Source organism: Sphingomonas cynarae (assembly GCF_039537815.1).
Lineage (GTDB): Bacteria > Pseudomonadota > Alphaproteobacteria > Sphingomonadales > Sphingomonadaceae > Sphingomonas > Sphingomonas cynarae.
The window spans coordinates 287,154-309,166 of the sequence record NZ_BAABBF010000003.1 but is presented as its reverse complement, the minus strand read 5'-3'; the positions used below and the strand labels follow the sequence as shown (position 1 = coordinate 309,166).

Here is a 22,013-nt window from a genome sequence, read left to right as displayed (position 1 = left end):
GTTACCTCAGGCCAGGGGCGCCAGCGGGCGACCGTCATAGGGGAAGGGGCTGTCGAAATCGGCGAGGGTCGGCAGGACCACGTCCTTGGCCGACAGTTCCGGGGTGGTGCCGGCGGGCATCGGCCAATCGATGCCGCAACTGTCCCAGCGGACGCCGCCATCGCAATCGGGCGCGTAGAGCGACGACACCTTGTAGGTGACCTCGCAATCCGGCTCCAGCGTCAGGAAACCGTGCGCGAAGCCAACCGGCACGAACAGCTGATGTCCGTTTTCGGCGGTCAGTTCCGCCCCGACATACTGACCATAGGTCGGCGATCCCTTGCGGATATCGACCGCGACGTCATAAATCCGGCCACGAATGCAGCGGACCAGCTTGTCCTGGCCATGCGGTTCGCGCTGGAAATGAAGCCCACGCAGCGTGTGGACCGGTGCCGACAACGAGTGATTGTCCTGCACGAAGCGGCAGGTGATCCCCCGCTCGGCGAAGGTCGCCTCGTTATAGACTTCGGTGAACCAGCCACGGGCGTCGCCGAAACGGCGTGGTTCGATGAGGGTAGGGAGTGCCGATTGCATGGTCGCTTCATTCCCTAAACCGGGCTCATAAACAAGTCGGGGATGCATCGCATATGTTGCAGTGCAGCGACGAACCGGTCGGTTTCGGGACGATTCGTCATCGAAACCAATATTATGGCGCCTGAAACATGAAAAAACCGCCGCCCGGTTGCCCGGACGGCGGCTCGATCGTCACCCGTTGCCAGATGATCAGTCGTTCAGATATTCGCCCGCGGCGGCATCGCTGCCGTCGCCCGACGCCACCACCTCGGCGAGCGGATCGCTGCCGGTGCCGGTGTCGTCCCGACGCGACCGCTTCGTTTCCGCCGCGCGAAGTTCGGCCGCGCTGGCGGGTGCGACGATCGCGGCCGACAGGGCGCGCTGCTGAACGCGGAGAGCGGCATCGCGGCTGTTCGCGGCGACGCGGAGGCGGTTCATGCCCGCACCCGTGCCCGCCGGGATCAGGCGGCCGACGATCACGTTCTCCTTCAGGCCCATCAGCGTGTCCTGCTTGCCCTGGACTGCCGCTTCCGTGAGGACGCGGGTAGTTTCCTGGAACGAGGCGGCCGAGATGAAGCTGCGGGTCTGCAGCGACGCCTTGGTGATACCCAGCAGGATCGGCTTGCCGGCGGCGCGTGCCTGACCCGCCTCCAGCTTGTCGTTGATCGCGTCCATCTCCTCGCGGTCCACCTGTTCGCCGACCAGCAGCGTGGTGTCGCCCGATTCGATGATCTCGACCTTCTGCAGCATCTGGCGGACGATCGTCTCGATGTGCTTGTCGTTGATCTTCACGCCCTGGAGACGATAGACCTCCTGGATTTCCGACACGAGATATTCCGCCAGCGGCTCGATGCCGAGCACTTCGAGAATGTCGTGCGGATCGGGCGAGCCGCCGATCAGGTTGTCGCCACGCTTGACGTAATCGCCTTCCTGAACGTCGATCACCTTCGACTTCGGCACCAGATACTCGACGACGTCGCCGCCATCCTCGGGCTGGATGCCGATCTTGCGCTTCGCCTTGTAGTCCTTGCCGAACACGACCCGGCCGGAAACCTTGGCGATGATCGCGTTCTCCTTCGGCTTGCGCGCCTCGAACAGCTCGGCGACGCGCGGCAGACCACCGGTGATGTCGCGGGTCTTGGCCGATTCACGGCTGACACGCGCCAGCACGTCGCCGGCATGGACCTGCGCGTTGTCGTCGACCGACAGGGTCGCGCCGGCTGCCAGCATGTAGCGGGCGGCCTCGCCCTCGTCCGATCCCGTCAGGGTCAGGCGGGGACGCAGATCCTCCTTCGACTTGGTCGAGGTACGATACTCGATGACGACGCGCTGGGCGATGCCCGTCGCTTCGTCGGTCTGCTCGGTCAGCGTCTTGCCTTCGATCAGGTCCTGATACTTCACCACGCCCGAATTCTCGGTGATGACCGGCATGGTGAACGGGTCCCATTCCGCCATGCGATCGCCCTTCGACAGCACATGGCCGTCGTCGAACAGCACATAGGCGCCGTACGGGATGCGATGCGTCGACAGTTCGCGACCGTCCATGTCGCTGATGACGATCTCGCCCGAACGGCTGAGCACCACGCGACGACCACGCTGGTCGATGATGACGCGCAGGTCCTTGTACTGGGCGGTGCCGTCGACCGGCGCCTCCAGGTTGGACTGCTCGTTCAGCTGCGCCGCACCACCGATGTGGAAGGTCCGCATCGTCAGCTGGGTGCCCGGTTCACCGATCGACTGTGCCGCGATGACGCCGACCGCCTCGCCGATGTTGACCGGCGTACCGCGGGCGAGATCACGCCCGTAGCACTTGCCGCAGACGCCGATCTTGCTCTCGCAGACCAGCGGCGACCGGATCTTCATCCCCTGGATGCCGATCCCCTCGATCGTCACGATCATCGCCTCGTCGAGCAACGTGCCCGTCGGGATGACGACCTTGCCGGTCTTCGGGTCGACCACGTCCTCGGCCGTGGTGCGGCCGAGGATGCGCTCGCCGAGCGAGGCGATGGTCGAGCCGCCCTGCACGATCGCCTTCATCTCCAGCGCGCGCTCGGTGCCGCAATCCTCCTCGATGATGACGCAATCCTGCGACACGTCGACGAGGCGGCGGGTGAGGTAGCCCGAGTTCGCGGTCTTCAATGCCGTATCCGCGAGGCCCTTGCGCGCGCCGTGGGTGGAGTTGAAGTATTCGAGGACGGTCAGGCCCTCCTTGAAGTTCGAGATGATCGGCGTCTCGATGATCTCGCCCGACGGCTTGGCCATCAGCCCGCGCATACCGGCGAGCTGCTTAATCTGCGCCTGCGAACCACGCGCGCCGGAGTGCGCCATCATGTAGATCGAGTTGATGTCCTTCTCGCGGCCCTTGTTGGGACCGTCTTCATAGTGACGGACGGCCTTGATCTCGTTCATCATCGAGTTCGCGACCTGATCGCCGCAACGGCTCCAGGCGTCGATCACCTTGTTGTACTTCTCCTGCTGCGTGATCAGGCCGTCCTGATACTGCTGCTCGAAGTCCTTCACCTGATCCCGCGTCTCGTCGACCAACTTGTCCTTGTCCGGCGCGATGATCATGTCGTCCTTGCCGAACGAGATGCCGGCGCGGAATGCGTGACGGAAGCCCAGTGCCATGATCGCATCGGCGAACAGCACGGTCTCCTTCTGCCCGGTGTGACGATAGACCTCGTCGATCACGTCGCCCACGTCCTTCTTGGTGAGCAGGCGGTTGACGGTTTCGAACGGCACCTTGTGGCTGTGCGGCAGGGTTTCGCCCAGCAGCATACGGCCCGGCGTCGTTTCGTACCGCTTCAGATACTGCTTGCCCTGTTCATCGGTCTGCGGAACGCGGCTGATGATCTTGGTGTGCAGCGTCACCGCCTGGGCGTTGAGCGCCTGATGCACCTCGGCCATGTCGCCGAGCAGCATGCCTTCGCCCGGCTCGCCTTCCTTCATCATCGACAGGTAATACAGGCCCAGCACCATGTCCTGCGACGGCACGATGATCGGCTTGCCGTTCGCCGGCGACAGGATGTTGTTGGTCGACATCATCAGGACGCGCGCTTCCAGCTGGGCCTCAAGGCTCAGCGGGACGTGCACGGCCATCTGGTCGCCGTCGAAGTCGGCGTTGAACGCGGAGCAGACCAGCGGGTGAAGCTGGATCGCCTTGCCCTCGATCAGCACCGGCTCGAAGGCCTGGATGCCGAGACGGTGGAGCGTCGGTGCGCGGTTCAGCATCACCGGATGCTCGCGGATCACCTCGTCCAGGATGTCCCAGACTTCCTTGCGCTCCTTCTCGACCCACTTCTTCGCCTGCTTGAGCGTCATGCTCAAGCCCTTGGCGTCGAGGCGCGCGTAAATGAACGGCTTGAACAGTTCGAGCGCCATCTTCTTCGGCAGGCCGCACTGGTGCAGCTTCAGCTCCGGCCCGGTCACGATGACCGAACGGCCCGAATAATCGACGCGCTTGCCGAGAAGGTTCTGGCGGAAGCGGCCCTGCTTGCCCTTCAGCATGTCTGACAGCGACTTCAGCGGACGCTTGTTGGCGCCCGTGATCGTGCGACCGCGACGGCCGTTGTCGAACAGCGCGTCGACGGCTTCCTGCAACATGCGCTTTTCGTTGCGGACGATGATGTCCGGCGCGCGTAGTTCCATCAGCCGCTTCAGGCGGTTGTTGCGGTTGATCACGCGGCGATACAGGTCGTTCAGATCCGACGTCGCGAAGCGGCCGCCGTCCAGCGGCACCAGCGGGCGCAGTTCGGGCGGAATGACCGGCACGACCTCAAGGATCATCCACTCCGGACGGTTGCCCGAATCGATGAACGATTCGACGACCTTCAGGCGCTTGATGATCTTCTTGGGCTTCAGCTCCGACTTGGTCGTCGCCAGCTCTTCGAGCAGCTCCTTGCGCTCGCCTTCAAGGTCGAGCGACTCCAGCATGATGCGGACCGCCTCGGCGCCGATCCCGGCCGAGAACGCGTCCTCGCCATACTGATCCTGCGCGTCGAGCAGCTCGTCCTCGGTCAGGAGCGAGAACTTCTCCAGCGGGGTCAGGCCGGGTTCGATGACGATATACGCCTCGAAATACAGCACCCGCTCCAGCTGCTTCAACTGCATGTCGAGCAGCAGGCCGATGCGCGACGGCAGCGACTTCAGGAACCAGATGTGCGCGACCGGCGCGGCCAGTTCGATATGGCCCATCCGCTCACGGCGAACCTTCGACACCGTGACTTCGACACCGCACTTCTCGCAGACGATGCCCTTGTACTTCATGCGCTTGTACTTGCCGCACAGGCACTCGTAATCCTTGATCGGACCGAAGATGCGCGCGCAAAACAGGCCGTCACGCTCGGGCTTGAACGTGCGATAGTTGATGGTTTCGGGCTTTTTGATCTCGCCGAACGACCATGACCGGATCTTGTCGGGCGAAGCGATGCCGATCTGGATCTGGTCGAAGGTTTCGGGCTTGGCGATCGGGTTCGCGAAGTTGGTCAGTTCGTTCATGTTCTCTTCCCTCTAGGGGCGAAACTTGTCAGGCGGCGGTGGAGCCCGGCCGCGGGGGCCGGGCTCCCTCGATCCGTCACTCCGCCGCGATGGCGATGCCGTCGGAATCGACGCCGGGTTCGCTGGTCTTCAGGTCGACGTTCAGGCCCAGCGAGCGCATTTCCTTGACGAGCACATTGAAGCTCTCCGGAATGCCGGCCTCGAACGTGTCATCACCCTTGACGATCGCCTCGTAGACCTTGGTGCGGCCGACCACGTCGTCCGACTTCACCGTCAGCATTTCCTGCAGGGTATACGCCGCACCGTAAGCCTGAAGTGCCCAGACCTCCATCTCGCCGAACCGCTGACCGCCGAACTGCGCCTTGCCGCCCAGCGGCTGCTGGGTGACGAGCGAGTAGGGGCCGATCGACCGGGCGTGGATCTTGTCGTCGACAAGGTGGTGGAGCTTCAGCATGTAGATGATGCCCACCGTGACCTTGCGGTCGAACATGTCGCCGGTACGTCCGTCGAACAGTTCCGACTGCCCGGACGAGTCGAGACCCGCCAGCGCCAGCATATCGGTGACGTCGGCCTCGACCGCGCCATCGAACACGGGCGTGCCCATCGGGATGCCGGTGCGGATGTTATGCACCAGTTCGGCGACTTCCTCCGGCTCGCGCGCGGCGATGTCGTCGGCATAATGCTCGCCATACACCTCGATCAGGCGGTTGCGGACCGCATCGGGCATCACGCCCGGCTTGGCGTCGGGATTGGCCTCGCGCCAGTCCTCCAGCTGTGCCGCGACCTGCATGCCCAGGTTGCGGGCCGCCCAGCCGAGATGCGTCTCGAAGATCTGGCCGACGTTCATCCGCGACGGCACGCCGAGCGGGTTGAGCACCAGATCGACCGGCGTCCCGTCCGCAAGGAACGGCATGTCCTCCTGCGGCAGGATGCGGCTGATGACGCCCTTGTTGCCGTGACGGCCGGCCATCTTGTCGCCCGGCTGCAGCTTGCGCTTTACCGCCACAAACACCTTGACCATCTTCAGCACGCCCGGCGGCAGCTCGTCGCCCCGCTCCAGCTTCTCGCGGCGATCGTGGAACTTGTCCGTGATCCGCTTGGCGGCCTCGTCATACTGCTGCTTGACGGCTTCCAGGTCGCCCTGGACCTTGTCGTCCTGCACCGCGAACTTCCACCAGTCATGGCGCTCGACGCTGTCGAGCAGGTCCATGTCGATGGTCGAGCCCTTCTTCAGGCCCTTGGGCACCGCGGTCGCGACCTGATCGAGCAGCATCTCGCGCAGGCGGCTCCACGTCGCCCGGTTCAGGATCGTGCGCTCGTCGTCCGAATCCTTCTTCAGGCGCTCGATCTCCTCGCGCTCGATCGCCATCGCGCGCTCGTCCTTGTCGATGCCGTGGCGATTGAAGACGCGGACGTCGACGATCGTGCCGGCAACACCCGGCGGCAGGCGCAGCGAGGTGTCGCGCACGTCCGACGCCTTCTCGCCGAAGATGGCGCGGAGCAGCTTCTCCTCCGGCGTCATCGGGCTTTCGCCCTTCGGCGTGATCTTGCCGACCAGGATGTCGCCCGGCTCCACCTCTGCGCCGATGTACACGATGCCCGCCTCGTCGAGGTTGCGCAGCGCTTCCTCGCCAACGTTCGGGATGTCGCGGGTGATGTCCTCCGGCCCCAGCTTGGTGTCGCGGGCCATCACCTCGAACTCGTCGATATGGATCGACGTGAACACGTCGTCCTTCACGATCCGCTCGGAGATGAGGATCGAATCCTCGTAGTTGTAGCCGTTCCAGGGCATGAACGCGACGAGCGCGTTACGGCCCAGCGCCAGCTCGCCGAACTCGGTCGACGGGCCGTCGGCGATCACGTCGCCGGCCATCACCACGTCGCCCACCTTCACCAGCGGACGCTGGTTGATGCAGGTCGACTGGTTCGAGCGCTGGAACTTCATCAGCGTGTAGATGTCCACGCCCGACTTGGCCGAATCGACCTCGCCGGTGGCGCGGATCACGATGCGGGCGGCGTCGACCTGGTCGACCACGCCGGCACGCTTCGCCGAGATCGCGGCGCCCGAATCGCGCGCCACCGTCTCTTCCATGCCGGTGCCGACGAACGGCGCCTCGGCACGGACCAGCGGCACCGCCTGACGCTGCATGTTCGAGCCCATCAGGGCGCGGTTGGCGTCATCGTTTTCCAGGAACGGAATCAGCGACGCGGCGACCGACACCAGCTGCTTCGGGCTGACGTCCATCAACGTGACGTTGTCGGGCAGCGCCATCAGGAATTCGCCAGCCTGACGCGACGAAACCAGTTCCTCGGCGAAGCCGTTGTCGTCGGTCAGTTCGGCGGATGCCTGCGCGATCGTGTGCTTGGCCTCCTCCATCGCCGACAGGTAGACGACGTCGTTGGTCACCTTGTGGTCGACGACCTTGCGGTACGGCGTCTCGATGAAGCCGTACTTGTTCACCCGGCTGAACGACGCCAGCGAGTTGATGAGGCCGATGTTCGGGCCTTCCGGCGTTTCGATCGGGCAGATGCGGCCATAATGCGTCGGGTGAACGTCGCGGACTTCGAAGCCCGCGCGCTCGCGCGTCAGACCGCCCGGCCCGAGCGCCGAGACGCGACGCTTGTGCGTCACTTCGGACAGCGGGTTGGTCTGATCCATGAACTGCGACAGCTGCGACGAGCCGAAGAATTCACGTACCGCGGCCACCGCCGGCTTGGCGTTGATGAGGTCGTTCGGCATCACGGTGGACACGTCCACCGACGACATCCGCTCCTTCACGGCGCGCTCCATGCGGAGCAGGCCGACGCGGTACTGGTTCTCCAGCAGCTCACCCACCGACCGGACGCGGCGGTTGCCGAGATTGTCGATGTCGTCGATCTCGCCCTTGCCGTCCTTCAGGCCGACCAGCGTCTTGACGACGGCGAGGATATCCTCGGTCCGCAGCGTCGTGACGGTGTCCTCGGCATCGAGGTCGAGGCGCATGTTCAGCTTGACGCGGCCCACCGCCGACAGGTCGTAGCGGTCGGGATCGAAGAACAGGCCGCTGAACAGCGACTCCGCCGTCTCCAGCGTCGGCGGCTCGCCGGGGCGCATCACGCGATAGATGTCGGACAGCGCCTGCTCGCGCTCCTCGGCCTTGTCGGCCTTCAGCGTGTTGCGGATCCACGGGCCGGTCGAGACATGGTCGATGTCGAGCAGTTCGATCCGCTCGATCCCGGCCTTGTCCAGCGCCTCCAGGTTGTCGGCACCGATCTCGTCGCCCGCCTCGACATAGATTTCGCCCGTCGCCTCGTTGATGAGGTCATAGGCGGAATAGCGGCCGTAGATTTCCTCGGTCGGGATCAGCAGTTCGGTCAGGCCGTCCTTGGCCGCCTTGTTGGCGGCGCGGGGGCTGATCTTCTGCTGCGCGGCGAACACCACCTCGCCCGACGAGGCGTCGACGATGTCGAACAGCGGCTTCACGCCGCGCCAGTTCTCGGCCGCGAACGGGATGATCCAGCCGCCCTGACCGCGCACATAGGTGACGCGGTTGTAGAATTCGTTGAGGATGTCCTCGCTGGTCATGCCCAGCGCGTACAGCAGCGCCGTCACCGGCAGCTTGCGCTTCCGGTCGATGCGGACGTTGACGATGTCCTTGGCATCGAACTCGAAGTCGAGCCACGAACCGCGATACGGGATGACGCGCGCGGCGAACAGATACTTGCCCGACGCGTGGGTCTTGCCGCGATCGTGGTCGAACAGCACGCCCGGCGACCGGTGCATCTGCGACACGATCACGCGCTCGGTGCCGTTGATGAAGAAGGTGCCGTTCTCCGTCATCAGGGGCATGTCGCCCATGTAGACGTCCTGCTCCTTGATATCGATCACCGACTTGGCTTCGGTATCCGGATCGACCTCGAACGCGGTCAGGCGCAGCGTGACGCGCATCGGCGCGGCATAGGTGATGCCCCGCTGGCGGCATTCCTCGACGTCGAACTTCGGCGGTTCGAGAACGTAATCGTCGAAGTCGAGATAGGCGGTGCCGGCGAAGTCCTGGATCGGGAATACCGACCGCAGCGTCTTCTCCAGCCCGGAAACGTGACCGGTGGACTTGTCGGAGCGCAGGAACTGCTCGTAGCTTTCGCGCTGCACCTCGATCAGGTTCGGCATCTGCACGACTTCGTGGATGTTGCCGAACACCTTGCGGATGCGCCGCTTGGCGGTGCCGCCCCTGTTGTCGCGCCGGGCCGTGCCGCCGTCGATCGCCTTGGTCGCCATGAATAGTGCCCCTACCAGATTGGGTCAGCCAGAATTACGGGCGCAAAAACCGGACGCGAAAAAGCCGATCGCAAACCCTGCGTCGGCTGATCGGCGTCCTGAAACCGGCAGTTTCCCATTCGATCGACACGCTGCGCGACGGCATGTCATTTCCCGGAAGCTGTGGTGAAGACGGCGATATAGGCGCGGTGGAGAATGGTGTCAAACGCCCCATGTGAATGACAGGGCGATCTGGCCAATGTTATGCCCGGTCCGGGGGGGCGACTAGTTCGCCATCACGAAGGGCGATACGAAGTCGCGCAAAGCGGTTCCATGCATGTCATTGTCCGATGTGATCGGCGTGACGCCCATGTCGGGCCATGGTGCCGCCACATCGGGATCGTCCCAGGCGATAATTCCCTCCGTTTCAGGATGGTAGATATCGGTCAGCTTGTTCAGGACATGGGTTTCCGGCTCGAGCGTCATATAGGCGTGGGCGAAGCCGGCCGGCATCCATAGCTGATGACCATTCTCCACGGAAAGCATGGCCTGTGCATATTGCCCATAGGTGCTCGACCCGCGGCGGATATCGAGCGCAAAATCAAGGATCGATCCCCGCATCACCTTCAACAGCTTACCTTGGGGGCGGGGGGCCGCCTGATAATGGAAACCCCGGATGGTGTTCGGAGCTGGTGAGTAGAGATGGTTTTCCTGAACAAAGGTGACGGCCTTGCCGACTATCTGCTGAAACTTGTCCAGTCGGAAGGATTCCGAAAAATATCCCCGGCGGTCTGGATGCCGTGTCGGCTTGACGAGGATGATGTCTGCAATGGCGAGGCGTTCGAATTGCATAGGGCGTTTCCGAGCAATAGACGGGTAACCAGATCGATGATGATCAGTTACGTCGGTGCCGTGATCGACCGACTGCATAGCGGATCAAGGCGACTGTCCGATCAATGCGTAACCCGGGCCGATGCGGTGATCCAGCCGTAATCGACCATGTTCCGGGGCGGCTGCCGGTAAATGATGGCAGGTCGATGCCACCACCAATTATTGCATCTGATGGCGAAGCCGGAGCGGACAACCTGTATAACGGTGATGACGTCGTCCAAATTACCACCCAAGCGGAAAAGCCGATGCCTTTATTCACCATCATGTTGCCGATTATCCGGCCGCCAGCGCTGTTACCCCATGCGGTGCGATCCGTTCAAAACCAGACGGTTGCGGACTGGGAGTTGTTCATCATTCTGGATGGCGCACCGCCGGAAACGCTGGCGGCAGCCAGAGCGCTGGCGGCGGAGGACCCGCGGATAAGGGTCCGGCCGTTCCCCAAGGGCGAACGCAACGGCGAAGCGCACCGGCATGTCGTATTGGGCGAGGCAAGGGGAATCTACGTCGCGCAGATCGCCGATGACGATCTATGGTTTCCCCGCCATCTGGCCGAGCTTCGTCTGCTGCTGGCCGAGGCCGATTTCGGCAATCTGCCGCAATGCGAGATCACACTCGATGGACGGCCGATGCTGCTGCACGGAAACCTGGCATCGGCAAAGATGCGCAAGGCGATCATGACGAAGCGGGGAAACTTCTTTGGTCCGTCTTGCGCCGGATATCGGCGTATGACGTACGACCGGCTTCCAATAGGCTGGAGCCCAGCGCCGACTGGTGTTTATTCGGACCAGTATATGTGGCGCAAGTTCTTGGCTTTGCCAGATATTCGGGTTGCGACACGCTTCTCCATCCAGGCCGCGAAACTGGAATCACGGGTGCGGCAGCATCTGACGCTGGAAGCGCGCGCGGATGAAATGGCCGCGCTGGCAGAGCAGATCGCTACGGCTGACGGCCGATCGGACATCGTCACGCGGGCGTTACGCGACGCCATGTGGGTCGAGGCGGCGTGGGCATCACGGAGTTGGCGGATCAAGGAGCGCGTTCGGCGTATGCGGCGGGCATTCCACGCTGTCGACTGATCGGCTGCGTCGGGAAGAGCCGGGCAATGACGGATGCGGCAGTGCTTGGAGCCGATGCTTCATATCAGTCCGTTACGGCAGAAGCGGGTACCACTTTGGCCAAGTCCCGACCGCGCAGGGCCATCTCGTCAGCAGCGGGATTGCGGCATGGCTTTGTTCGAGGCGATCTTCACATAACGAAAAGGGCGACTCCTTGGAGGAAGCCGCCCTTTTTAGTCGCGAGCCCGTCCTGGGCGTAAATCCCAAGACGTCGAACACGGTGAAACCGTGCCGGCCTTGCGGAGAGACGGGACGGTTTTGCCGGCCGGTCTCTCCGTTGTGGCTTACTTGACCTCGACGGTCGCGCCGGCTGCTTCCAGCTGCGCCTTGATCTTGGCGGCCTCGTCCTTCGACACGCCTTCCTTGACGGCCTTCGGTGCGCCTTCGACCAGCGCCTTGGCTTCGGTCAGGCCGAGCGCGGTGATCGCACGGACTTCCTTGATGACGTTGATCTTCTTGCCACCGTCGCCGGTCAGGATCACGTCGAACTCGGTCTGCTCTTCAGCAGCCGGAGCAGCGGCGCCGCCGCCAGCGGCCGGTGCCGCAACCGCTGCAGCAGCGGAAACGCCCCACTTTTCTTCAAGCAGCTTCGACAGCTCGGCTGCTTCCAGGACGGTCAGTTCGCTCAGGCTCTCAACGAGCGCGTTCAGGTCGGCCATGTGTATTCTCCATGCGGGCGATCATCGCCCAAAGTGTCGTAAAACCAGGAATGCTCGGGCAGCTTACGCTGCCTCCTTCTCCGCATAGGCGGACAGCACGCGCGCGATCTGCGCTGCCGGAGCCTGCGTGATCGTGGCGATCTTCGTGGCGGGTGCCACGATGAGGCCGACGATCTTGGCACGCAGTTCGTCCAGCGACGGCAGCGTTGCGAGCGCCTGCACACCCGCGACGTCGAGGGGCGTCGAGCCCATCGCGCCGCCCACGATTTCGAACTTGTCGTTCGTCTTCGCGAATTCGACCGCAATCTTCGCTGCGGCGACCGGGTCGGTCGAGGAGGCGAGAGCGACCGGGCCGGTCAGCATGTCGCTGATCGATCCATAGTCGGTCCCGTCGAGCGCGATCCTGGCAAGCTTGTTCTTCGAGACCTTGTAGGTCGCGCCGGCGTCCCGCATCCTGTTACGCAGGACCGTCGACTGTGCGACGGTCATGCCGAGATTGCGGGTGACAACCACCACGCCCACCTCGTTGAAGGTACGGTTCAGTTCGGCGACGGCCGCGGCCTTTTGAGCACGATCCATGCCATTCTCCACGTTTGGACGCGCCGCGAGCGACGCATCCGGTTATGCCGGGGGGCGGAGGCCCTCCGGTGTGTCCAGCGATGGGGAAGGGGGACCGGCCGCATGGAATACGGCAGGCAAATCTCTACCCCGTCTCGGCAGGAGATTAAGCCGTGGCAAATCCACGGCACCTGCTGTCTCGGACGGAATCCGTGACGGGCCAGGGCCCGGCGGATGCGGGGGTGCCAATACAGGATGCCCCGCAGGAATCAACTTTTTAGTGAAGCGGGGTCAGGCGCCCGTGCCGAAACTTCGGACCAGCGACCCCGCCACCAGCGCCCAGCCGTCGACCAGCACGAAGAAGATGATCTTGCACGGCAGCGAGATCGTCGGCGGCGGCAGCATCATCATGCCCATCGCCATCAACACCGCCGCCACCGCCAGGTCGATGACGAGGAAGGGTAGCAGCAGCAGGAAACCGATCTCGAACGAGCGGCGCAGTTCCGAGATCATGAACGCGGGCATCAGCGTGGCGAGACCGGTATCGGCGCGGGGCGCGGGCGGCTTGTTGGCCAGCCGGTTGAACAGGCCGAGATCGTCGTCGCGCACCTGGCTGAGCATGAACTGGCGGAACGGCTCGGCGGTGCGTTCGAACGCCTGCGCCTCGACGATCTTGCCCGCGGTATAGGGCTGCACGCCGTCCTTCCACGCCTTCTCGAAGGTCGGCGACATCACGAACAGCGACAGGAACAGCGCCAGGCTGATGATGACGGGGTTGGGCGGCACCCCCTGCGCGCCGAGCCCGGTACGCAGCAGCGACAGCGCGACGACGATGCGCGTGAACGAGGTGACCGTCATCAGGATGCCGGGCGCCAGGCTCAGGACCGTCAGCATCATGATGAGCTGGATCGCGCGGGCGGACAGCGTGCCCTCGCCGAACGAGACGGAGGCGCTCTGCGCGAAGGCGGCGGTGGGCACGCAGATCAGGGCGATGGTCAGGGCGCCGATCAGGGCGGGGCGGCGCGCCCGCTTCAGCCGCCGCGCAGGCCGGGCGACATCAACCATTATACCATTCCCCGTCGAGCGAGGGGCACAGCACCAGTTCCTTCATCGCGACCTGCTCTTCGAAGCGCAGGATGCGGCTTTCCAGCACGGTGGCGCGGTCGGGGTGAAGGACGAACAGATGCTCGCGGTCGTCGCGGCGGATCAGCACGACCGACCGCTTCTGGTCGAGCTGGATGCGTTCGATCAGTTCGACCCGCTTGGTCGAGCGGCCGGGGATCAGCGCAGCACGGCCGGGCAGCTGGATGTCGTAACGGCGCACGATCCACAGGGCGGCGCCCAGCAGACCCAGCACCATGGCGAGCGATCCCATCGTCCGCATCAGCGATACGAGTTCCATCAACGCCCCCCCTGCATCGGGCCGCGCACCACCTCGGTCACCTCGACCGACATCTGGTCCTCGTTGACCAGTACCTTGCCCTTGGCGACGAGCTTGCCGTTCACATAGACCAGCGACGGATCGTCGTGGCCGCAGTCGAGCGGGATCATCGCGCCGCGCCCCATCCGCAGGATCTGGCGGATGGGAACATGGGTCGATCCCAGGACGACCGACAGGTCGATGGTGATGTCGTCGAGAACGGACATGGAAGCTCCTTGGTGTGCCTCCATCATAGGAAAGAATTGCCGGGTCCCGACCGTGGGCGGAAAAACTTGCCTATCAATGGAGGGTGGCGCCGATCGGGGCGTCCGGGAGATTTCACATGGACCTGTCCACGGCGGTGAAGGTGTCGGCATCGGGTCTGCGGGCGCAGTCGCTGCGGATGCGGATCATCGCGGAAAACCTTGCCAATGCCGATTCCACCGCACCGACCGCGGGGGGGCAACCCTATCGCCGTCGCGTCGCCAGCTTCCGTGCCGATCTCGATCGCGCATCGGGGGCGGAGACGGTCAAGGTGCAGTCGATCGACGGCGACAAGACCGCGTTCCAGCGCACCTATCAGCCGGGCAGCCCGGCGGCAGACGCGCAGGGATATGTGCTGAAGCCCAACGTCAATACCATGGTCGAGGCCGCCGACATGAAGGCGGCGCAGCGATCCTACGAAGCCAATCTCAACGCGATCGAGGCGGCCAAGTCGCTGACGATGCGCACCATCGACCTGCTGAAATAAGGAGCCATCATCATGTCTATCGGAGCATTGGACGCCGCCGCCGCCTATGGCCGCGCACTGGGTGTCGGCAAGACCGGTGTAATCGAGGTCGGCAAGCCGGCATCGGGAGGCACCGGCGGCGCCGGCGCGGCGGGCGGGTTCGGCAACATGGTCGAATCGATGGTCGGCAATGCCGCCACCTCGATGCGCGCCGCCGAGGCGGCGAGCGCCAAGCAGGTAGCGGGCAAGGGCGACCTGATCGACGTCGTCACCGCGATGGGGGCGGCCGAAACCGCGCTGGACACGGTGGTCGCGGTGCGCGACCGGATGGTGGCCGCCTATTCCGACATCATGCGGATGCAGATCTGATGTCGCCGGAATCGACGATCGAAATCGCGCGCGCGACGCTGGTCGTGGTGCTGACGGTGTGCGGGCCGCTGCTGCTGACCGCCCTGGTCGTCGGCATGGCGATCAGCCTGTTCCAGGCGCTGACGCAGGTGCAGGAACAGACGCTGACCTTTCTGCCGAAACTGGTGGCGATGGGGGTGGTGATGCTGCTGACCCTGCCGATGATCGGTCATGCGCTGTCCGATTTCACCCGCGTCGTCTCCGACCATATCGTGAACGGCTGAGGTCGAAACTGGCATGCCACCCGTTTCCGTCCTCGATGCCCTGCCGGTGGAGGCGACCGCGTTCCTGCTGCTGTTCGCGCGGGTGGGGGCGGTGCTGATGGTGCTGCCGGTGTTCTCCGAGGATGCGATTCCGGGGCGCATCCGCATGATGATCGCGTTCGGGATGACGATCGGGCTGTGGGGACTGCTGTCCCCCGCGGTGATGCCCGCGGCGCGCGACGTGCAGGCGTTGCCCGGCATCCTGATGATCGAACTGCTGACCGGGCTGGGCCTGGGCATGCTGGTGCGCATCTTCTTCCTGGCGATGGCGACCGCGGGGTCGATCATCTCCCTCCAGATCGGCATGACCTCCGCCCTCCTCGCCGATGCGCAGCAGGGCGGGCAGGCGGCGGCCCTGTCCAAGTTCCTCAGCGTCGCGGCCTCGGTGATGTGCATGGCGCTGCTGGTCCATCATTTGTGGATCGCCGCGATCGTGCGGTCCTACACCACTTTTCCGGTCGGGGGGCTGCCCGCGATCGGTGATTTCACGCAGCTGATCCTTGCGACCGCCGGCCGTTCGCTGGCGCTCGCGGTAAGCCTTGCCGCGCCGATGATCGTCTACGGCATCGTCTTCAACACCGCGCTCGGCCTGTCGGCGCGGCTGGCGCCCGCGATCCAGGTGTTCTTCGTCGCCCAGCCGCTCAACCTCGTCTTCGGGCTGGCGCTGTTCGCCACCCTGTCCGGCGCGATGATGACCGCGTTCGCCGGATCGATGGCGAGCTGGATCCAGTCGGTCTGGGGCTGAACCATGTCGGACAAGGACCAGAAGACCCACGATCCTACCGCCAAACGGATCGAGGACGCGCGCAAGAAGGGCGACGTCCCGAGTTCGGCCGAGGTCAAGCACGTCACCGTCTTCGCGGGGATGCTGGTGGTGCTGGGCGGGGTGGGGGTCCATGCCTTCGCCCGGCTGGGCGCGATGCTGGTGCGGCTGTGGGGCCGGGCGGAGGATTTCCGGTTCGGCGACGATGGCGCGCAGCAACTCATCACCGGGATCGTCCAGCAACTCGCGACGATCTTCGCACCGCTGTTCGGGGTATTGATCGCCTGCGCGCTGCTCGGCGGCGCGATCCAGGGGCCGATGCTGATCTCGTGGTCGCGGGTGGCGCCGAAATGGAGCAAGCTGTCGCCGGTATCGGGGATGAAGCGGCTGTTCAGCGTGAAGGCGCTGATCGAACTGACCAAGACGGTGGGCAAGTTCTCGATCGTCGCCGCGGTGGCGGTATGGGTGCTGTGGCCGCACGCCACCGCGCTCGATACGCTGGTGGGCGCGGCCCCCAGCGATGTCGGGGCGGCGGCGGCGCATCTGGTCGTCATGCTCGTCAAATCGGTGGCGATCGCGGTGGCGGCGATCGCGGGCGCGGACATGATCTACCAGCGGCGCAGCTGGCTGGCGAAGATGCGCATGACGTTGCAGGAGGTGAAGGACGAGCACAAGGAAAGCGATGGCAATCCCAAGGTGAAGGCGAAGATCCGCCAGATCGGGATGCAGCGCGCGCGCCAGCGGATGATGAGCAAGGTGCCCGACGCTAGCGTCGTGATCGTCAACCCGACCCATTATGCCATCGCATTGAAATACGACCATGGCCGCATGGGTGCGCCGGTGGTGGTGGCCAAGGGGCTGGACGCGGTCGCGCTGCGCATCCGCGATCTGGCGATCGAATCCGGCGTGCCCGTCGTCGAGAACCGTCCGCTCGCCCGTGCGCTCTACCCGATGGTCGAGATCGACCGCCCGATCCCGCCGGATCATTATGCTGCGGTGGCGGAGGTCATCAGCTATGTGATGAAGCTTGCCGGCAAGCGGCGAGCGGCGAGGTAGTCCGGACCCGAAGCCCCGGCCGCGCACGACGCGGAAACGGCATCACCGGACAATCGATCGTCCGGAACATCTAACCCTATCATTCACCTGACCGTCCGAGATATCGTGCCGCCCAGGCAGACGTTAACAATCTGCGCGACGGGGGAAGAGGAATGAACCGAGTCTGGATCGGTCTTGCAGCGGTGGGGCTTATGCCGGTCCCGTCCACGGCGGCGGTACAAGCTCCTTGGGAAACCAAGGCAATGCAGACTCGATCGGGTGGCGTCGTTGTGCAGGCGAAAGATGCCAGCGGCCTACGGTTCCGCCTGCCCGGAGCCATGATGCGGGTCACGATCTGGGGCGACCGCGCGATCAGGATCAGGGTATCGAGAAAGGACATGGCCGATAACGGTGGTGGCCCCGCCGTGATCGGCGCGCCGGCACGGGTGGCATGGACGATGACCCAGGAGGCCGATCGTTTCGTCATCGCGACGCGGGCGATGCGCATGGCCGTGGCCAGGGCGGATGGCCGGGTCGCGCTGATTGGGGCAGACGGCAAGCCGCTGATCGGGGAGGGTGATCCGGGTACCCGCCGCTTCGGCGACGTAGCCGATCCCGACGGCGCGGTGCAGCAGCGGTTCGAGATCGGCGGCGGACATGCGATCTATGGTTTGGGCCAGCATCAGGCGGGGTCGCTCGACTATCGCGGCACCACCGTCCGTCTGCAACAGGCCAACACCGATGTCGGTGTGCCGGTACTGGTGTCGAGCGCGGGATATGGACTGTTCTGGAACAACCCGGCGGTGACCGATGTCGCCGTCGCGATACCGCAGGCGACGGACCGCATCGTGTTCCGGTCGCAGGCGGGCACCGGCATCGATTATTTTCTGTTCGGCGGCCCCGACGTCGACGACGTGATCGGCGCCTATCGCGGATTGACGGGGCAGGCCCCGCTGATGGCGCACTGGACCTGGGGTCTGTGGCAGTCGAAGGAACGATACGCCTCGCAAGGCGAATTGCTCGGCGTGGCGGCACGCTATCGCGCGATGAACATCCCGCTCGATGCGGTCGTGCAGGACTGGCAATATTGGAAGCCCGGTGAGTGGGGCAGCCACCGGATGGACCCGATACGCTTTCCCGATCCCAAGGGGATGCTCGACACGCTGCATCGGCAGAATCTGCACAGCATCGTGTCGATCTGGCCGCGGTTCGACCTGGGGCTGGACACGACGACGGCGCTTGAAGCGGCGGGCGGGCTGTACCCCAAGGTCTATCCGAACGTCTATCCGGCCGGTGAGGGGCGTTGGTACGATGCCTTTTCCGCACCGGCGCGGGCCTCATATTGGCGGTACGTCTCCGAACGGCTCGGCCGGTTGGGTTTCGACGGCTACTGGCTCGATGGCAGCGAGGCGGAACTGGGCGGCCGCTGGGGTGAAATGCGCGACGTGACGACGGCGGCGGGGCCGGGCGTGATCGTCTACAACGCGTATCCGCTGCTTCATACCACGGCCGTCCATGACGGGATGACGGCGGACTATGCCGCCAAGCGCCCGATCATCCTGACCCGCTCCGCCTGGGCCGGGCAACAGCGCAACGCCGCGATCATCTGGTCAGGCGACGTCGCCGGGCGATGGGACGTGTTTCGCGCGCAGATTCCGGCGGGCGTCAACTTTTCCATGAGCGGCATCCCCTATTGGTCGGCCGACATCGGCGGGTTCTTCGGCGGCAGTCCCGGAGACGCCAGCTATCATGAACTGTTCACCCGCTGGCTGCAGTTTGCGGTGTTCAATCCGATGTTCCGTATCCACGGCACCGGGCAGGGCAAGGAAATCTACAGCTTTCCGGCCGCGGCACGAGGTCCGCTGCTCGACGCGGTGGCGCTGCGCTACCGGTTGCTGCCGTTCCTCTATGCGCAGTCATGGCAGGTCACCGATCGCGGCGCATCGTTCATGTATCCGGCGGGCATGGTCTTCCCGCGCGACGAACGCGCCCGCGACCTGCGTGACCAGTACATGTTCGGCCGGTCGATCATGGTCAGCCCGGTGGTCGAGCAGGGCGCGACGGCCCGGCAGGTGTATCTGCCCGAAGGGACGGAATGGTATGATTTCTGGACCGGGGAGCGCCGCGCAGGCGGCACCCGTCAGGCGGTCGCCGCCCCGATCGGGCAGATTCCGCTGCATATCACGGCGGGGACGATCCTGCCGCTGGGTCAGCAGGTGCAATATGCCCGGCAGTCGGTCGACCTGCCGATCGAGCTGCGCGTCTATCGCGGTGCCGATGGTCGCTTCAGCCTCTACGACGACGCCGGTGACGGGCAGGGCTGGCGTCGGGGCGAGCGCGCCACGATCGAACTGACGCTGAACGACAGGACGGGCCTGCTGACGATCGGCTCGCGGCAGGGGCGCTATCCGGGGATGCCGACGTCGCGTCTCTTCCACATCGTTCAGGTCACCGTCGGCAACGGCATCGGGCTGGCCGAAGGCACCGGCAAGGCGATCCGTTATGACGGTCGGGCGATCTCGGTTCCGCTGGATGGTGGATGAAAGGATAGGGGCGCGGTCACGCCCGCAGGTCGTGCTTCGCCAGTTCCACGCGGACGCGTAGCTCGATCTCGCGGGCGACCGGGCCGAGGGCGGGGTCGTCGGGCGGGGTAAAGCCTTCGACCCAGGCGGCCATTTCCTCCAGCCGTTCGGGCGTCGGTTCGCCCGTGGCCAGATCGCGCTGCAGGCGTTCCAGCAACGACAGGCCGCGATCGGCCTCCGCGGCCAGCTTGCGGCGCTGTTCCACCACCGGGTCGTTCGCCGCCATCGCGACCAGCATCGCGACCGAGGTGGTGGGCGGCGCGATCGGTACGACCGCGGGGGGCGGCGTGGCGTGCACGGGCTCCGCCTCCGCCCGAAAGCCACCCGTGGGCCTGGCCGTCATGGCGGTGATGAGCGCCTGCCGCAGGACGGCCGCGACATTGTCGATCCGTATTTCGCCCTCCTGTCGCCGGTAGGCATCAAGCCTATCCTATAAGACTGATCATGCAAAGGCTTCCCCTCAGGGCATGTATCGCCGCCATGGCCGCCGCGCTGCTCGCCGCGACGCCGGGCGCGGCGTCGACCCGCGTCAAGGACATCGTCGATGTCGAGAACGTCCGCCCCAATCAACTGGTTGGCTATGGTCTGGTCGTCGGGCTGCCCGGTACGGGGGACCGCACCAACAATTCGCCCTTCACCGAGGAATCGTTGCAGGCGATGCTGGAGCGGATGGGCGTCAACGTCCGCGATGCCAAGATGAAGCCGGCGAACGTCGCCGCCGTGTCGGTCACCGCGACGATGCCGGCGTTCGCGCGGCGCGGCTCGTCGATCGATGTGCAGGTATCGGCACTGGGCGATTCGACCAGCCTGCAGGGCGGCACGTTGCTCGTGTCGTCGCTGCGGGCGCTGGATGGCGAGATCTACGCGGTGGCGCAGGGGCCGGTGGCGATCGCCGGCTTCGCCGCGCGCGGGGCGGGAGCCAGCGTGACGCGCGGCGTGTCCACCTCCGCGCGGATCGCCGGCGGCGCAATCATCGAACGCGAGGTGCCGTTCGCCCTCCGCTCGTCGACCAGCCTGAAGCTGGCGCTGAAGAACCCCGATTTCGCCACCGCGCGCAGCATCGCCGCGGCGATCAACACCCGCTTCGCCGGGTCGGCGGCGGTGCTGGACCCCGGCACGGTCGAGATCGCGCCCAAGGGCGCGTTCCGCGGCGACGTGGTCGACCTGATGGGCGAGATCGAGAATCTGAGCGTCGAGGTGGACCAGCCCGCCCGCATCGTCATCAACGAAGCTTCCGGCACCGTGGTGATGAGCGCGGACGTGCGGATCAGCCCGGTCGCGATCGCGCAGGGGGGGCTGACGATCAGCGTGTCGGAAAACCCGGTCGCCTCGCAGCCCGCGCCGCTGTCCGACGGGCAGACGGTGGTGCTGCCGCGCACCCGCGTCGCGGTGGACGACGGGGCCGGCGCGTCGCTGGCGATCGTCGGCGGTGGCGCTTCGCTGAAATCGCTGGTCAGCGGCCTGAACACGCTGGGCGTGTCGCCGCGCGACCTGATCACCATTCTCCAGGCCGTGAAGAGCGCAGGCGCGCTTCAGGCCGCGATCGAGGTACAATGATGGACATTGCCGCCCCACCCACCCCGGCGACGGCTACCGCCGCCGCCGCCCCGGCCGCCCCACCGCGCCCCAGGGGCAAGACCGCCGCCGAAACCGCGCAGGCGTTCGAAGCGGTGTTCGTCGGTCAGATCACCAAGATGATGATGGATACCGCCGAGGTGTCCGACACCTTCGGCGGTGGGCACGGCGAGGAAATGTTTCGCGGCGTGCTGGCCGAACAGCTCGGCACCACGATCGCGAAAGGGGGCGGCATCGGCCTTGCCCCGATCGTCATGCAGGAAATCGTTCGGTTGCAGGGAGGCGCAAGCCATGTGGATTGATCTGGTCGACGCGATCGGCTCGCTCGCCAAGCTTGTGGACGAAGAAAATGACCGGCTGACGATGCCCGTCAACCATCCCGATCTGCCCGGCATCGTTGCCGCCAAGGCGCGGCTGGCGGGGCAGGTGGAGGCGGAGAGCGCCCGCCTTGCCCGTGAGCAGCCCGACTGGTTGGCGACCCTCGCCCCCGAGGATCAGGACAAGGTGCGCGAGCTGATCGATCTGCTGATGCGACGCCTGACGATCAACGCCAACCTGCTCGATCGCCGGTTGCGGCTGTGCGACGACCTGATGGGTGCGATCGCTGCCGAGGCGCAGCGGCTGACCGGCGCGCGTAGCACCGTCTACGGCGTGCGCGGCACCCTGCGGATGAGCGAACAGGCCGCGCCGATCTCCGTCAACAGCCAGTATTGATCGCGCCCGATCGG

General features: G+C 65.2%; 20 protein-coding genes. 10 read left to right on the top strand and 10 right to left on the bottom strand.

The annotated features are described in order from the left end of the window. Positions 1-6: 6 nt before the first annotated feature. The 4 genes from rfbC (ABD719_RS08090) to rfbC (ABD719_RS08075) all read right to left on the bottom strand — a co-directional run bounded on the left by rfbC (ABD719_RS08090) (position 7) and on the right by rfbC (ABD719_RS08075) (position 10,138). Positions 7-573 (bottom strand): dTDP-4-dehydrorhamnose 3,5-epimerase, encoded by a 567-nt coding sequence (gene rfbC, locus ABD719_RS08090; RefSeq protein ID WP_344692839.1) that lies wholly within the window; start codon positions 571-573, stop codon positions 7-9. Between the two features lie 189 nt (positions 574-762). Next, complete coding sequence (gene rpoC, locus ABD719_RS08085; RefSeq protein ID WP_344692838.1) at positions 763-5,049, bottom strand: DNA-directed RNA polymerase subunit beta'; 4,287 nt, start codon at positions 5,047-5,049, stop codon at positions 763-765. A 76-nt stretch (positions 5,050-5,125) separates the two neighbouring features. After that, positions 5,126-9,307 (bottom strand): DNA-directed RNA polymerase subunit beta, encoded by a 4,182-nt coding sequence (rpoB, locus tag ABD719_RS08080; RefSeq protein ID WP_344692837.1) that lies wholly within the window; start codon positions 9,305-9,307, stop codon positions 5,126-5,128. A gap of 264 nt (positions 9,308-9,571) precedes the next feature. Further along, positions 9,572-10,138: a dTDP-4-dehydrorhamnose 3,5-epimerase gene (rfbC, locus tag ABD719_RS08075; RefSeq protein ID WP_344692836.1), complete on the bottom strand. Its 567-nt coding sequence runs from the start codon at positions 10,136-10,138 to the stop codon at positions 9,572-9,574. Between the two features lie 185 nt (positions 10,139-10,323). Here rfbC (ABD719_RS08075) and ABD719_RS08070 point away from each other — a divergent pair, with 185 nt between their 5' ends. Next, on the top strand, positions 10,324-11,253 hold the full coding sequence (locus ABD719_RS08070) for a glycosyltransferase family 2 protein (protein WP_344692835.1): 930 nt from the start codon (positions 10,324-10,326) through the stop codon (positions 11,251-11,253). A gap of 323 nt (positions 11,254-11,576) precedes the next feature. Here ABD719_RS08070 and rplL read toward each other — a convergent pair whose 3' ends face one another. The 5 genes from rplL to ABD719_RS08045 form a co-directional block, all read right to left on the bottom strand. Further along, positions 11,577-11,951, bottom strand: a complete 375-nt coding sequence (gene rplL, locus ABD719_RS08065) for a 50S ribosomal protein L7/L12 (RefSeq protein ID WP_192124159.1) — start codon at positions 11,949-11,951, stop codon at positions 11,577-11,579. Between the two features lie 63 nt (positions 11,952-12,014). After that, a complete protein-coding gene (gene rplJ, locus ABD719_RS08060; protein ID WP_192124157.1) occupies positions 12,015-12,530 on the bottom strand; it encodes a 50S ribosomal protein L10 in 516 nt (171 codons plus the stop codon). Positions 12,531-12,800: 270 nt separating this feature from the next. Further along, the gene (gene fliP, locus ABD719_RS08055) at positions 12,801-13,574 is read right to left on the bottom strand and encodes a flagellar type III secretion system pore protein FliP (RefSeq protein WP_344692834.1); all 774 of its coding nucleotides are present in this window, start codon (positions 13,572-13,574) and stop codon (positions 12,801-12,803) included. Further along, a complete protein-coding gene (locus ABD719_RS08050) occupies positions 13,567-13,911 on the bottom strand; it encodes a flagellar biosynthetic protein FliO (RefSeq protein ID WP_344692833.1) in 345 nt (114 codons plus the stop codon). Before ABD719_RS08050 ends, fliP begins: the two co-directional genes overlap by 8 nt. Further along, positions 13,911-14,156, bottom strand: a complete 246-nt coding sequence (locus ABD719_RS08045; protein WP_192124149.1) for a FliM/FliN family flagellar motor switch protein — start codon at positions 14,154-14,156, stop codon at positions 13,911-13,913. Before ABD719_RS08045 ends, ABD719_RS08050 begins: the two co-directional genes overlap by 1 nt. A gap of 116 nt (positions 14,157-14,272) precedes the next feature. On the opposite strand from ABD719_RS08045, the gene flgC reads away from it, so the two are divergent. The 6 genes from flgC to ABD719_RS08015 all read left to right on the top strand — a co-directional run bounded on the left by flgC (position 14,273) and on the right by ABD719_RS08015 (position 19,671). Continuing rightward, positions 14,273-14,680: a flagellar basal body rod protein FlgC gene (flgC, locus tag ABD719_RS08040; RefSeq protein WP_344692832.1), complete on the top strand. Its 408-nt coding sequence runs from the start codon at positions 14,273-14,275 to the stop codon at positions 14,678-14,680. A 12-nt stretch (positions 14,681-14,692) separates the two neighbouring features. Next, positions 14,693-15,028, top strand: coding sequence for a flagellar hook-basal body complex protein FliE (fliE, locus tag ABD719_RS08035; protein ID WP_344692831.1), 336 nt, complete (start codon positions 14,693-14,695; stop codon positions 15,026-15,028). Continuing rightward, on the top strand, positions 15,028-15,291 hold the full coding sequence (fliQ, locus tag ABD719_RS08030) for a flagellar biosynthesis protein FliQ (protein ID WP_192124139.1): 264 nt from the start codon (positions 15,028-15,030) through the stop codon (positions 15,289-15,291). The genes fliE and fliQ overlap by 1 nt, the downstream gene beginning before the upstream one ends. 13 nt (positions 15,292-15,304) lie before the next feature. Then, positions 15,305-16,075 carry a flagellar biosynthetic protein FliR gene (locus ABD719_RS08025; protein ID WP_192124137.1) on the top strand — a complete coding sequence of 257 codons (771 nt, stop codon included), beginning with the start codon at positions 15,305-15,307 and terminating at the stop codon, positions 16,073-16,075. Between the two features lie 3 nt (positions 16,076-16,078). After that, complete coding sequence (gene flhB / locus ABD719_RS08020) at positions 16,079-17,149, top strand: flagellar biosynthesis protein FlhB (protein ID WP_344692830.1); 1,071 nt, start codon at positions 16,079-16,081, stop codon at positions 17,147-17,149. 152 nt (positions 17,150-17,301) lie between these two features. Further along, on the top strand, positions 17,302-19,671 hold the full coding sequence (locus ABD719_RS08015) for a glycoside hydrolase family 31 protein (RefSeq protein ID WP_344692829.1): 2,370 nt from the start codon (positions 17,302-17,304) through the stop codon (positions 19,669-19,671). A gap of 16 nt (positions 19,672-19,687) precedes the next feature. Here the strand turns inward: ABD719_RS08015 and ABD719_RS08010 are convergent, their stop codons facing one another. Beyond that, complete coding sequence (locus ABD719_RS08010; RefSeq protein ID WP_344692828.1) at positions 19,688-20,053, bottom strand: flagellar assembly protein FliX; 366 nt, start codon at positions 20,051-20,053, stop codon at positions 19,688-19,690. A 137-nt stretch (positions 20,054-20,190) separates the two neighbouring features. Here ABD719_RS08010 and ABD719_RS08005 point away from each other — a divergent pair, with 137 nt between their 5' ends. From ABD719_RS08005 to ABD719_RS07995, 3 genes are read left to right on the top strand one after another with little or no spacing between them, the layout of a single operon-like run. Next, entirely contained in the window at positions 20,191-21,267 is a 1,077-nt protein-coding gene (locus ABD719_RS08005) for a flagellar basal body P-ring protein FlgI (RefSeq protein WP_344693086.1), read from the top strand. After that, positions 21,264-21,587, top strand: coding sequence for a rod-binding protein (locus ABD719_RS08000; protein WP_344692827.1), 324 nt, complete (start codon positions 21,264-21,266; stop codon positions 21,585-21,587). The genes ABD719_RS08005 and ABD719_RS08000 overlap by 4 nt, the downstream gene beginning before the upstream one ends. Beyond that, entirely contained in the window at positions 21,577-21,999 is a 423-nt protein-coding gene (locus ABD719_RS07995; RefSeq protein WP_344692826.1) for a flagellar protein FlgN, read from the top strand. Before ABD719_RS08000 ends, ABD719_RS07995 begins: the two co-directional genes overlap by 11 nt. Positions 22,000-22,013: the final 14 nt, after the last annotated feature.

Coding starts and splice junctions, on each gene's coding strand:
- rfbC (WP_344692839.1), bottom strand. CDS start 573: ATGCAATCGGCACTCCCTACCCTCATCGAACCACGCCGTTTCGGCGAC.
- rpoC (WP_344692838.1), bottom strand. CDS start 5,049: ATGAACGAACTGACCAACTTCGCGAACCCGATCGCCAAGCCCGAAACC.
- rpoB (WP_344692837.1), bottom strand. CDS start 9,307: ATGGCGACCAAGGCGATCGACGGCGGCACGGCCCGGCGCGACAACAGG.
- rfbC (WP_344692836.1), bottom strand. CDS start 10,138: ATGCAATTCGAACGCCTCGCCATTGCAGACATCATCCTCGTCAAGCCG.
- ABD719_RS08070 (WP_344692835.1), top strand. CDS start 10,324: ATGCCACCACCAATTATTGCATCTGATGGCGAAGCCGGAGCGGACAAC.
- rplL (WP_192124159.1), bottom strand. CDS start 11,951: ATGGCCGACCTGAACGCGCTCGTTGAGAGCCTGAGCGAACTGACCGTC.
- rplJ (WP_192124157.1), bottom strand. CDS start 12,530: ATGGATCGTGCTCAAAAGGCCGCGGCCGTCGCCGAACTGAACCGTACC.
- fliP (WP_344692834.1), bottom strand. CDS start 13,574: ATGGTTGATGTCGCCCGGCCTGCGCGGCGGCTGAAGCGGGCGCGCCGC.
- ABD719_RS08050 (WP_344692833.1), bottom strand. CDS start 13,911: ATGGAACTCGTATCGCTGATGCGGACGATGGGATCGCTCGCCATGGTG.
- ABD719_RS08045 (WP_192124149.1), bottom strand. CDS start 14,156: ATGTCCGTTCTCGACGACATCACCATCGACCTGTCGGTCGTCCTGGGA.
- flgC (WP_344692832.1), top strand. CDS start 14,273: ATGGACCTGTCCACGGCGGTGAAGGTGTCGGCATCGGGTCTGCGGGCG.
- fliE (WP_344692831.1), top strand. CDS start 14,693: ATGTCTATCGGAGCATTGGACGCCGCCGCCGCCTATGGCCGCGCACTG.
- fliQ (WP_192124139.1), top strand. CDS start 15,028: ATGTCGCCGGAATCGACGATCGAAATCGCGCGCGCGACGCTGGTCGTG.
- ABD719_RS08025 (WP_192124137.1), top strand. CDS start 15,305: ATGCCACCCGTTTCCGTCCTCGATGCCCTGCCGGTGGAGGCGACCGCG.
- flhB (WP_344692830.1), top strand. CDS start 16,079: ATGTCGGACAAGGACCAGAAGACCCACGATCCTACCGCCAAACGGATC.
- ABD719_RS08015 (WP_344692829.1), top strand. CDS start 17,302: ATGAACCGAGTCTGGATCGGTCTTGCAGCGGTGGGGCTTATGCCGGTC.
- ABD719_RS08010 (WP_344692828.1), bottom strand. CDS start 20,053: ATGACGGCCAGGCCCACGGGTGGCTTTCGGGCGGAGGCGGAGCCCGTG.
- ABD719_RS08005 (WP_344693086.1), top strand. CDS start 20,191: ATGGCCGCCGCGCTGCTCGCCGCGACGCCGGGCGCGGCGTCGACCCGC.
- ABD719_RS08000 (WP_344692827.1), top strand. CDS start 21,264: ATGATGGACATTGCCGCCCCACCCACCCCGGCGACGGCTACCGCCGCC.
- ABD719_RS07995 (WP_344692826.1), top strand. CDS start 21,577: ATGTGGATTGATCTGGTCGACGCGATCGGCTCGCTCGCCAAGCTTGTG.